11 protein-coding genes and 1 pseudogene are annotated in these 10,717 nt (G+C 72.9%); 5 read left to right on the plus strand and 7 right to left on the minus strand.

Features of this window, described 5'->3' with window-relative positions; all coding sequences use genetic code 11:
* Positions 1 to 119 precede the first annotated feature (119 nt).
* Together ACFRU2_RS41975 and ACFRU2_RS41980 are read right to left on the minus strand one after the other, a co-directional pair.
* Complete coding sequence (locus ACFRU2_RS41975) at positions 120 to 695, minus strand: DNA-3-methyladenine glycosylase I (protein ID WP_382981581.1); 576 nt, start codon at positions 693 to 695, stop codon at positions 120 to 122.
* Entirely contained in the window at positions 692 to 1,045 is a 354-nt protein-coding gene (locus ACFRU2_RS41980; RefSeq protein WP_382981582.1) for a DivIVA domain-containing protein, read from the minus strand. The genes ACFRU2_RS41975 and ACFRU2_RS41980 overlap by 4 nt, the downstream gene beginning before the upstream one ends.
* 76 nt (positions 1,046 to 1,121) lie before the next feature.
* Between ACFRU2_RS41980 and folP the strand changes: the two genes are divergently transcribed.
* On the plus strand, positions 1,122 to 1,982 hold the full coding sequence (gene folP, locus ACFRU2_RS41985; protein ID WP_382981583.1) for a dihydropteroate synthase: 861 nt from the start codon (positions 1,122 to 1,124) through the stop codon (positions 1,980 to 1,982).
* A 16-nt stretch (positions 1,983 to 1,998) separates the two neighbouring features.
* On the opposite strand, the gene ACFRU2_RS41990 is transcribed toward folP, so the two are convergent.
* Positions 1,999 to 2,757, minus strand: coding sequence for a TIGR00730 family Rossman fold protein (locus ACFRU2_RS41990; RefSeq protein ID WP_274549422.1), 759 nt, complete (start codon positions 2,755 to 2,757; stop codon positions 1,999 to 2,001).
* A gap of 64 nt (positions 2,758 to 2,821) precedes the next feature.
* Positions 2,822 to 3,901 carry a succinyl-diaminopimelate desuccinylase gene (dapE, locus tag ACFRU2_RS41995; RefSeq protein WP_351441536.1) on the minus strand — a complete coding sequence of 360 codons (1,080 nt, stop codon included), beginning with the start codon at positions 3,899 to 3,901 and terminating at the stop codon, positions 2,822 to 2,824.
* A 78-nt stretch (positions 3,902 to 3,979) separates the two neighbouring features.
* Here dapE and ACFRU2_RS42000 point away from each other — a divergent pair, with 78 nt between their 5' ends.
* Together ACFRU2_RS42000 and ACFRU2_RS42005 are read left to right on the plus strand one after the other, a co-directional pair.
* Complete coding sequence (locus tag ACFRU2_RS42000) at positions 3,980 to 4,966, plus strand: hypothetical protein (RefSeq protein WP_382981588.1); 987 nt, start codon at positions 3,980 to 3,982, stop codon at positions 4,964 to 4,966.
* 228 nt (positions 4,967 to 5,194) lie between these two features.
* Complete coding sequence (locus tag ACFRU2_RS42005; protein WP_382981584.1) at positions 5,195 to 5,527, plus strand: ATP-binding protein; 333 nt, start codon at positions 5,195 to 5,197, stop codon at positions 5,525 to 5,527.
* A gap of 68 nt (positions 5,528 to 5,595) precedes the next feature.
* On the opposite strand, the gene dapC is transcribed toward ACFRU2_RS42005, so the two are convergent.
* Positions 5,596 to 6,711, minus strand: a complete 1,116-nt coding sequence (gene dapC / locus ACFRU2_RS42010) for a succinyldiaminopimelate transaminase (protein WP_382981585.1) — start codon at positions 6,709 to 6,711, stop codon at positions 5,596 to 5,598.
* A 131-nt stretch (positions 6,712 to 6,842) separates the two neighbouring features.
* Positions 6,843 to 7,172, minus strand: a complete 330-nt coding sequence (gene fdxA / locus ACFRU2_RS42015; protein ID WP_030868357.1) for a ferredoxin — start codon at positions 7,170 to 7,172, stop codon at positions 6,843 to 6,845.
* A gap of 117 nt (positions 7,173 to 7,289) precedes the next feature.
* Here fdxA and ACFRU2_RS42020 point away from each other — a divergent pair, with 117 nt between their 5' ends.
* The gene (locus ACFRU2_RS42020; protein WP_382981586.1) at positions 7,290 to 8,282 is read left to right on the plus strand and encodes a GNAT family N-acetyltransferase; all 993 of its coding nucleotides are present in this window, start codon (positions 7,290 to 7,292) and stop codon (positions 8,280 to 8,282) included.
* The gene (locus ACFRU2_RS42025; RefSeq protein WP_382981587.1) at positions 8,279 to 9,070 is read left to right on the plus strand and encodes a tetratricopeptide repeat protein; all 792 of its coding nucleotides are present in this window, start codon (positions 8,279 to 8,281) and stop codon (positions 9,068 to 9,070) included. The genes ACFRU2_RS42020 and ACFRU2_RS42025 overlap by 4 nt, the downstream gene beginning before the upstream one ends.
* Positions 9,071 to 9,284: 214 nt before the next feature.
* On the opposite strand, the pseudogene ACFRU2_RS42030 reads toward ACFRU2_RS42025, so the two are convergent.
* A pseudogene (locus ACFRU2_RS42030) lies at positions 9,285 to 10,717 on the minus strand (hypothetical protein); the annotation flags it as partial.

The following is a 10,717-nucleotide window of genomic DNA, read 5'->3' on the forward strand; positions in this document are numbered from 1 at the left end:
CCTCAAACGCCGGCGAGGCTGGATGTACCCAGCCTCGCCGGCGTTTGAGGCGCGGGGGTCCGGGGCGGAGCCCGGGGAACGGTGGAAGGGCGGGTAGGGGACTGCCCCGCAGGGCCGGGTCAGGACAGGTCGCGGGACACGCAGCGGGACAGGTGGTCGTTCACCAGGCCGCAGGCCTGCATGAGGGCGTAGGCCGTCGTGGGGCCCACGAAGCGGATGCCCGCCTTCTTCAGGGCCTTGGCCAGGGCCGTGGACTCCGGGGTGACCGCCGGGATCTCGGTGGTGCTCTTCGGGGCCCGCCCCGGCGCCGGGGCGTGGGACCAGATCAGGGCGTCCAGTTCGCCCTCGCCCCACCCGGCCAGGGTCTTCGCGTTGGCGAGGGTCGCCTCGATCTTGGCCCGGTTCCGGATGATCCCCTCGTCCGCGAGGAGCCGTTCCGCGTCCGCCGCCCCGAACTCCGCCACCTTGGCGATCTCGAAGCCCGCGAAGGCCGCCCGGAACCCCTCCCGGCGACGCAGGATCGTCAGCCAGGACAGCCCCGACTGGAAGGCCTCCAGGCACAGCCGCTCGTACAGCGCGTCGTCCCCGTGGACCGGCCGGCCCCACTCCGTGTCGTGGTACGCGATGTAGTCCTCGGTGGCCAGCCCCCAGGGACACCGCAGGCCCCCGTCGGGGCCCGCGAGCACCCCGCTCACTGCTCGGCGGCCTTGGTCAGGTCCACGGAGCCGTCGGCGGGCCCGGCCGCGGGCACCGGCGCGGTCGCGGCGGTGAGCTCGGCGATCCGCGCGTCGCGCTCCGCCAGCTCCGCCGCCAGCCGCTCCAGTACGTCGTCCACGTCGGACATCCGGTAGCCGCGCGGGGCCACCGGCAGGCGCAGCTCGTCGATGTCCGCCCGTACGACGGGACGGTTCTCCGGCAGGGCGTCGGACAGCCGGTCGGGCTCGGCCTCGGGCAGCACCGCCTCGGACCCCCCGCCGGCCACCGCGAGGGTGACTCCCGCGACGACCACGACCAGCGCGATGAGCAAGAACGCGAACACGATCAACTCCCCTGAGAGACTCCGGCCACCAGGTTAAGGTCGCAGGCGAGGCGCAAGGGTCGCCGAAGGAGGAAAGAGCAGGATGCTGCGACTGGGCAGGCGCGAGTTCGACGACCACGAGCCGGTGATCATGGCCATCGTGAACCGGACCCCTGACTCCTTCTACGACCAGGGAGCGACCTTCCGCGACGAGCCGGCCCTGGACCGGGTCGAGCAGGCGGTGGCCGAGGGTGCCGCGATCATCGACATCGGCGGGGTGAAGGCCGGTCCCGGCGAGCACGTGGACGCGGCGGAGGAGGCCCGGCGCACGGTCGGCTTCGTCGCCGAGGTCCGCCGCCGCCACCGCGACGTGGTGATCAGCGTCGACACGTGGCGGCACGAGGTCGGCGAGGCCGTCTGCGAGGCCGGGGCCGATCTGCTCAACGACGCGTGGGGCGGCGTCGACCCGAAGCTCGCGGAGGTCGCCGCACGCCACGGAGCGGGCATCGTCTGCACCCATGCGGGCGGCGTCGAGCCGCGGACCCGGCCGCACCGGACCGAGTACGAGGACGTGATGGCCGACATCCTCCGCGTCACGGTCGGCCTGGCCGAGCGCGCGGCGGCCCTGGGCGTACCCCGTGAGTCGATCATGATCGACCCGGGCCACGACTTCGGGAAGAACACCCGCCACTCGCTGGAGGCCACCCGGCGCCTCTCCGAGATGACGGAGACGGGCTGGCCGGTCCTGGTCTCCCTCTCCAACAAGGACTTCGTCGGCGAGACCCTCGACAAGCCCGTCAAGGAACGCCTGCTGGGCACCCTGGCCACGACGGCCGTCTCGGCCTGGCTGGGCGCCCAGGTCTACCGCGTCCACGAAGTCGCGGAAACCAAGCAGATCCTGGACATGGTCCGCTCGATCCAGGGCCACCGACCCCCGGCGGTCGCCCGCCGGGGGCTGGCTTAGCGGTCGGCGGCCGGTCCTACCTGGCGACTTCCTTCGTCACGAGCGCGATCGCCTCGTCCACGTCGTCGGTGACGTGGAACAGGTAGAGGTCCTTCTCCGAGGCCTTGCCCTGGGCGATGACCGTGCCCTTCAGCCAGTCGATGAGCCCGCTCCAGTACGCCGTGCCGAACAGCACGATCGGGAAGCGGGTGATCTTCTGCGTCTGGACCAGGGTCAGGGCCTCGAACAGCTCGTCGAGGGTGCCGAGCCCGCCCGGCAGGACCACGAAGCCCTGGCTGTACTTCACGAACATCGTCTTGCGGACGAAGAAGTAGCGGAAGTTCAGCCCGAGGTCGACGTGCTGGTTGAGCCCCTGCTCGAAGGGGAGCTCGATGCCCAGGCCCACCGAGATGCCGTTGGCCTCCCGCGCGCCCTTGTTGGCCGCCTCCATCGCGCCCGGGCCGCCGCCCGTGATCACCGCGAACCCGGCCTCCACGAGCGCGCCGCCGATCCGCACGCCCGCCTCGTACTCCGGCGAACCCGCCGGCGTCCGGGCGGAGCCGAACACGCTGATCGCCGGCGGCAGCTCCGCCAGGGTGCCGAAGCCCTCGATGAACTCCGACTGGATGCGCAGGACCCGCCACGGATCGGTGTGCACCCACTCGGAGGGCCCGGCCGAATCCAGCAGCCGCTGGTCCGTCGTACTGCCGGCCTGCACCTGGCCCCGCCTCCTCAGCACCGGCCCGAGCTGCTGCTCCTCGGGCCGACGACGAGCGGACCCTTCAGGGTTGCCCATGATGTGCTCCCTCCTGCTGATCGTTGGATCAGGTTAGGCGCACAAAGGTGACGAGAAGGGGAATTCAGGAGGTCAGCCAAGCACGGAGTCGTTCCTCGCAGTGGAGGATCGCCTTCGTTTCCACGCGCTCGTCGGCCTTGTGGGCCAGGAGGGCGTCGCCCGGGCCGTAGTTGACCGCCGGGACGCCCAGGGCGCTGAAGCGGGAGACGTCCGTCCAGCCGAACTTCGGCATGGCGTGTCCTCCGACGGCCTCCATGAAGGCCGCGGCGGCCGGGTGGGAGAGGCCGGGGAGGGCGCCCGGGGAGAGGTCGTCGATGACGAACTCGTCGATGTCGCAGTCCGCGAAGACCTCGCGGACGTGGGCGATGGCCTCGTCCGTGCTGCGGTCGGGGGCGAAGCGGAAGTTGACCGTCACCGTGCAGGCGTGGGGGATGACGTTGTTGGCGACGCCGCCGTCGATGCGGACCGCGTTGAGGCCCTCGTGGTACTCCAGGCCGTCGATCACGGGCTTGCGGGGCTCGTACGCCGCCAGCGTGGCCAGGATCGGGCTCGCCGCGTGGATGGCGTTGGAGCCCATCCAGCTGCGCGCGGAGTGGGCGCGCTCGCCGGAGGTGCGGAGCAGGACGCGCAGGGTGCCCTGGCAGCCGCCCTCGACCTCGGCGTTGGAGGGTTCGAGGAGGACGGCGAAATCGCCGGTCAGCCAGTCCGGGTGGGCTTCGGCGACCTTGCCGAGGCCGTTGAGGTCGGCGGCGACCTCTTCCTGGTCGTAGAAGACGAAGGTGAGGTCCCGGTTCGGCTCGGGGACCGTGGCCGCGATGCGCAGCTGCACGGCGACGCCCGACTTCATGTCGGTGGTGCCGCATCCCCACAGGACGTCGTTCTCGTCGAGGCGGGAGGGCACGTTGTCGGCGATCGGCACGGTGTCGAGGTGCCCGGCGAGTACGACGCGTTCGGCGCGGCCCAGGTGGGTGCGCGCGACCACGTTGTTGCCGAAGCGGTCCACGGTCAGGTGCGGCAGGCCGCGCAAGGCGTGTTCCACGAGGTCGGCGAGTACCTTCTCGTCGCCGCTCACGGAGGGGATGTCGACGAGCCGGGCGGTCAGCTCGGCGGCGTCCAGGGTGAGGTCCAGCTCGGATTCGGACATGGAGCTGACCCTAACGCCCCGGGCTGCGGCGAAGCCTTGTCCGTCCGGCCGATGGACGCGTCATATGGCTCAAGTACGGTGGGCGGCGTGCCGCAGACCGATCACGCCAGTCCTCGACGACGCCGCCGCCCGCTCCGCTGGGCCGCGGGTCTGCTGGTGCTGCTGGCGGTCGCCGGGTACTTCGTCGTGCAGCGCGCCTCGAACGACAACGGCGGGGTCCCCTACTGCACGGCTTCGGCCGACGGGAAGGGCCCCGCGAAGGGGTCCGGCCAGTTCGACGAGATGTCCCCCGAGCAGGCGGCGAACGCGGCGACGATAGCCGCCGTCGGGGTCTCCAAGGGGATGCCCGACCGGGCCGTGACGATCGCGCTGGCGACCGCGATGCAGGAGTCGGCGCTGCGCAACCTGGACCACGGCGACCGCGATTCGCTGGGCCTGTTCCAGCAGCGGCCCTCGCAGGGCTGGGGCACGCCGGACCAGATCATGGACCCCGTGTACTCGGCCGGGATCTTCTACGACCGGCTGGCCGAGATCAAGGGGTACTCGCGGCTCCCGCTGACGGTGGCGGCGCAGAAGGTGCAGCTGAGCGGTTTCCCGCAGGCCTACGCGAAGCACGAGCCGGAGGCCACCGTGCTGACCTCGGCCTTCACCGGAGCCGGCCACCTGACCTGCGTCGGGCCCGCGCCCGTCCGGGCCGGCGATCCGGCGAAGGTCCGGGCGCAGCTGACCCGGCTGCTCGGCAAGAACCCCCTGTACACGCTGCCCGCGGAGGCGGGCGGCGGGGCCGGGGAGGGTGCCGGGGCGCCCACCGGGTCCGAGGTGACCCTGGTGGCGAAGCCCGGCGGCGGCGAACAGGCGGCTCGGACCGGGCAGGTGCTCGCGCAGTGGGCGGTGGCCGGCTCCCGCGAGCTGGGGATCACCCGGGTCGCGTACGGCGGCAAGTCCTGGGTGGCGGGCAAGGACGGCGACCGGTGGCGGGAGCGGGGCGCCGCGGGCGCCGGGAACGGCGCCGGCGATCCCGGCGCCGCGGCTCCGGGCCAGGTACGGATCTTCGTGCGCGGCTGAACCACCGGTGGACGGGCGTACGACCCGTCCCCCGTACGGGGGTGACCCGTACGGCGGACACGGAGCTCCCGGCGGGCACGCAACCGCAGGTGGGCGCGTGTTCCGAGCGGTCGGCCCGGAAGCCGATTAAACGATCCGTTACTGATCCTTTACCCACCGGCTCCGCAACTCGCGCCCCCCTCCGAGCGGTTGTCACGGCGTACTCAGCCGCTACCGCTTAGGAGCAACATGTCCCTCCCCCTGACCCGCCGGATCGCCCGTGCCGCGCTGCTCCTCGCAGCCGGGGCAGCTCCCGTGGTCGGTGCGGCCGGCGCGGCCAGCGCCGCGGGCCTGGAGTCCGTGCCGCAGCTGGGCGCGCTCACCGCGCCGGACGCGACGGTCGCCGCCGCGGGCGACACCGCGACCGATGCCGTGCCCGTCTCGACCCTGCCGGCGCCCGCGCCCGCCGACGAGGTGACCGGCGCCGCGGGCAGCCTGCTGGCGGGGCTGCCGCTCGCCGGCGGCGGGCTGCCGGGCGGCCTTCCCGGTGGCCTCCCGGGCGGTCTGCCCGGCCTCGGCTAGGCACCACCCGCAGAAACGCCGAGGGGCCCGGGAGCACGAACTCCCGGGCCCCTCGGGCTGTCCTGCGGCTACGGCGCCAGCCGCTTGACGGCCGCCGCGACGCGTTCGTCCGTGGCCGTGAAGGCGACGCGGACGAAGTGCGCGCCCGCCTCGCCGTAGAAGTCGCCCGGCGCGACCAGAATGCCGAGCTCGGCCAGGTGGGCGACCGTGTCCCAGCAGGGCTCGTCCCGGGTCACCCACAGGTACAGGCTGGCCTCGCTGTGCTCGACGCGGAAGCCGTGCGCCTCCAGGGCCGTGCGCAGGGCCGCGCGGCGGGCCGCGTAGCGCACCCGCTGCTCCTCGACGTGCACGTCGTCGCCCAGGGCCGCCACCGTGGCCGCCTGCACGGGGGCCGGGGTCATCATGCCGCCGTGCTTGCGGATCTGGAGCAGCTCGCCCAGGACATCGGCGTCACCGGCGATGAAGGCCGCCCGGTAGCCGGCCAGGTTGGACCGCTTGGAGAGCGAGTGGACGGCGACGATGCCCTCGTACGAGCCGCCGCAGACCTCGTCGTGCAGGACGGAGACGGGCTCGGCTTCCCAGCCCAGTTCCAGGTAGCACTCGTCGCTGAAGATCAGGATTCCGTGCTCGCGCGCCCAGGCCACGATCCGTACGAGCTCCTCCTTGGGGAGGACCTTGCCGGTGGGGTTGGACGGGGAGTTGAGCCACAGCAGCTTCACGCGGGCCGGGTCGAGATCGGTGGTGGGGTCGTCGTAGACCACCGGCTCGGCGCCGCACAGCCGCGCGCCGACCTCGTACGTCGGGTAGGCCAGCCGGGGGTACGCCACCTGATCTTTCAACGTCCCAGTGCCGGCGCCCAGGCCCAGCTGGGTGGGGAGCCAGGCCACCAGTTCCTTGGAGCCGACGACCGGCAGGACGTTGCGGTGCCCGGCGGCGCTCGCGCCGAGGCGGCCGCGCACCCAGCCGGTGATCGCGTCGCGCAGGGCCGGGGTGCCCCACACCGTGGGGTAGCCCGGGGAGTCCGCGGCCTCGATCAGGGCGCGCTGGATCAGTTCCGGCACCGGGTCGACGGGGGTGCCGACGGAGAGGTCGACGATCCCGTCCGGGTGGGCCGCCGCCGTCGCCTTGTACGGCTCCAGCTTGTCCCAGGGGAAGACGGGGAGACGGGCTGAGACTGCGGCCACGTGGTGCTCTCGCTTTCCGGATGTTCCGTGCATTGCGCACATTCCAGGAGGTTCGTCGTGAAAACACCTCGGTCCCGTGCGGCTGTGAGCCGTACGGGACCGAGGGACGCGCGTGGGGCGGTACCCGACCGTCAGTGGCTCGGGTTGATGTCCGCCGGAAGCGCTGCGATGAAGGGGTGGTCGCGCTCGATCAGGCCGAGCTTGGAAGCACCACCGGGCGAACCGAGCTCGTCGAAGAACTCGACGTTCGCCTTGTAGTAGTCCTTCCACTCCTCCGGAGTATCGTCCTCGTAGAAGATGGCCTCGACCGGGCAGACCGGCTCACACGCACCACAGTCGACGCACTCGTCCGGGTGGATGTACAAGGACCGCTGGCCCTCGTAGATGCAGTCGACGGGGCACTCTTCGATGCATGCCTTGTCTTTGACGTCGACACAAGGCTCCGCGATGACGTAGGTCACGCTCTCGTTCCTCCTCATAAGGGCTTTCCATATCGCGCGGGAGCGCGGCGTCGTCGATGCCCGCCCCTAGTATCTCCGTTCCCGGGCACGATCCGAACAGGAGGGGCGGACAGAGCTGTGGAAATCACTGCCGGTGGACGGCTGGAGATCCGGATTACACCCGCTGACGTGGGAAAACGTGTCTCTGTACGACGGGTGGAGTACGGCTCGACCGGGGCCCCCTCCTTCACGGACACCGTAGGGGTTCTCACATCCTGGAACGCTGGTGTGGTGACGATCACACGAAAGACCGGTGAGTCCGTCCGTATCGCGGAATCCTCGCTGGTGGCGGGCAAGGTCGTACCGGCCGCTCCGGCGCGCCGCAGGGGCCCCGCGGCCTCCTTCGAGGAGCTCTCGCGGGTCTGCGCACGGTCCTGGGTGCCGCTGGAGAGCGAGCCGCTCGGCGAGTGGACGCTGCGCGCGGCCGGCGGATTCACCCGCCGGGCCAACTCCGTGCTGCCGCTCGGCGATCCCGGTGTCCCGCTGGACGATGCACTCGCGCGGGTGACGTCCTGGTACGCCGGGAGGGATCTTCCGGCGTACGTCCAGACCGCCACGGGGGCCGCGGGCACGCAGGAGCTGCTGTGCGCGGAGCTGGAGGACCGGGGCTGGGTGCGCGAGGTGTCGGCGCTGGTGCAGGTCGGCGGGCTGGCGGCGGTGGGCGACCTGGACGTGGACGATTCCTTGGTCGCGGGCGTACGGCTGACCCGTACTCCGGACGAGGACTGGCTCTCCCGCTACGGGCGGGTGAAGGATCCCGAGACCGCCCGCCGGGTGCTGACCGCGGGGCCTTCGGTGTGGTTCGCGGCGGTGCCCGGCCGGGCGATCGGGCGGCTCGTGGTGGACGGCCGGTGGGCCGGTTTCGGTGCCGTCGAGGTCGACCCGGAGCACCGGCGCCGCGGTCTCGCCTCGGCCGTGATGGCGGCGCTGGCGCGGCGCGCGCTGGAGGAGGGCGCGTCGGCGGCCTGGCTCCAGGTGGAGAGCGACAACAGCGGGGCGCGGGCGCTGTACGAGGGGATGGGCTTCGGGACGCACCACTCCTACCACCACTACCGCCGGGCGGCGGTGTGACCTCGCCCTGGCGGGAGCGGTTCGCCGCCGAGGCGCGGGCGGAGCGGCCCGACCTGGCCACGCTGTGTCTGCTGCTGGCGGCGGAGGGGGACCCGGAGCTCGACGAACGGGCCATGGACTGGGCGCAGATCGAGCTGGACCGGCTGGCGGGGATGCTGCCGTACGGGCTGCGGGGCGCTCGCGCATGGGCTTCGGCGGTGTCCGAACTGCTGGGCGGGCGGCTGGGTTTCCACGGCACGCCGGCCGACTACGACCGGCTCTCCTCCTCGATGCTGCACGAGGTGCTGCGGCGGCGCCGGGGGCTGCCCATCCTGCTGTCCGTGGTCTGGCTGGAGGTGGCCCGGCGGGCCGGGGCCCCGGTGTACGGGCTGGCCCTGCCGGGGCACTTCGTGGTGGGCTTCGGGGATCCGGAGGAGGGTGTGGTCGTCGACCCCTTCGCAGGGGGCGCCTCGCTGGGCGCGGGTCCGGCGGAGCTGGCGGCGGGGCCGCGGACCGCGGCACGGACGATGGACATCGTCCTGCGGATCCTGAACAACATCCGGGCGTGGGCCTCGTCTCGGCCCGAGCACTCGGGGGTGGCGCTGTGGGCGCTGGACCTGGCGCTGCTGCTGCCTTCGCATCCTGCGGCGTTGCGGTACGAGCGGGCGAAGTTGCTGGTGGAGCGGGGGGAGTTCGCGGCGGGGGCGGCGGAGATGGATTCCTACGCGGTGGTCGTGGACGTGATCGATCCGCCGGCCGCGGTGCGGATCCGTGCCGAGGCGATGGCTGCGCGGGCCCTGCTGAACTAGCCCCGGCTGGGACTGGCCCGGCTGGGGACTGGCCGCCCGGCTGCGGGTGGGCCGCTGCGCGGGGCGAGGTCCCCTTCCCGCCCTTCCGCCGTTCCCCGGGGCTCCGCCCCGGACCCCGCGCCTCAAGCGCCGGCGAGGCTGGATATTGCCGCGGCGGAATGTGACAGCGGAGCCCCTCCCCGGTGTTCGGGGAGGGGCTCCGGTGCGTTCGGGGTCAGCTCGGGTTGGTGGGGATGGTCCCGGTGCGCTCGGCGGTCGTCTTGCCGCGCAGGGCCTTGCCGAGGACTCCGGCGACGTCCTGCGGGGTGACGGCGGTCTTCTCGCCGGTGCCGCGCATGATGAGGACGCCGTCGAAGGTGTTCCCGTAGGCCGCCTTGAGGGCCTCCAGGTCGTACTTCTCGACGAGGTGGCCGTCGACGACCTGCATGCTCAGGATCTTCGGCAGGGACTTGGCGCCCAGCGGGATGGACTTGGCGCCCGCCTTGACGAGGACCGGCGCCGACATCGCGGGCGTGGCGAAGTCCTTCATGGCGCGGTCCAGTTCGGCCTGGTCGACGACCGGGTCCTTGGTGGCGACCGGGAGGGTGACCGGGGCGGCCTGGCCGCTGGCGACCATGTCGCGGAAGGCCTTGGTGACCAGGTCGACGGAGCCGTCCACGTCGAGCGTGGAACCGGCCTTGCCGGGGACGGCGACGGCCTTGCCCGTGTCGAAGGTGATGGTGCCCTCGGTGGCGGAACCGGCGGTGCCGGCCAGCTCCTGGAGGGCGACCCGCAGCTTCTCGTCGTCGATGGGCAGGACGGCCTCGGCCTTGCGCTCGCTGCCGAAGAGCGAGCCGATGACCGTGACGGGGTTGTAGTCGCTGCCCGCGGCGTTGCGGACGGTGGTCTGGCTGTCCAGGCTCAGGCCGGCCTTCTCGGGCTTCAGCTCGACCGTCTTGCCGCCGACGGTGAGCTGGAGCGGGGCGGCGGCACGGTTGCCGAAGGAGGTCTGGAGCTTGGCGACGGCTTCGTCGCGGCTGCCGCTGATGTCGACGCCCATGACGGTGGTGCCCTTGGGGACGTCGGAGTGGTTGAGGAGCAGACCGGCTCCGTAGGCCACGCCGCACAGCAGGAAGACGGCTCCGCCGAGGAGGACCACCTTGTTGCGGCCCTTCTTGGCGGGCCGGGCCGGGGCGGGCGCGGCTGCCTTGGGCTTGGGCTTGGCCTTGTTCGCGGCCGCCGGGGCGGGCGCGGGCTGCGGGTATCCGGCCGCGTCCAGCTCGGGGCCGGGCCAGCTCGGCTCCTGCGCCCCGCCCACCGGTACGGAGCCCAGCGCGGGCCCGCCGGTCGGCCCGTCGGGACCGCGGCCGCTGCCGGGCCAGGCCGGGGCGGGCGGAACGGGGGCGATCAGGGCCTTGGCGACGGGACCGGTGGTGGGGCCGGAGCCGTAGTCGACGCCGGCCTGCGGCGCGGACGGTCCGGCGGGACCGGGTCCCTGCGCGGGGCCCGCGGGGGCACCCGTACCGGGGCCGCCGGGACCGCCGGGACCGCCGGGCGGTGCGGGGTAACCGGCGCCCGGGCCGCCGCCGACGCCGGGGCCGCCGGGACCGCCGGGACCGCCGGGCGGTGCGGGGTAACCGGCGCCCGGGCCGCCGCCGACGCCGGGGC

The sequence above is a fragment of the Streptomyces sp. NPDC056883 genome (assembly GCF_042788835.1).
Classification (GTDB): Bacteria; Actinomycetota; Actinomycetes; order Streptomycetales; family Streptomycetaceae; genus Streptomyces; species Streptomyces stoeckheimensis.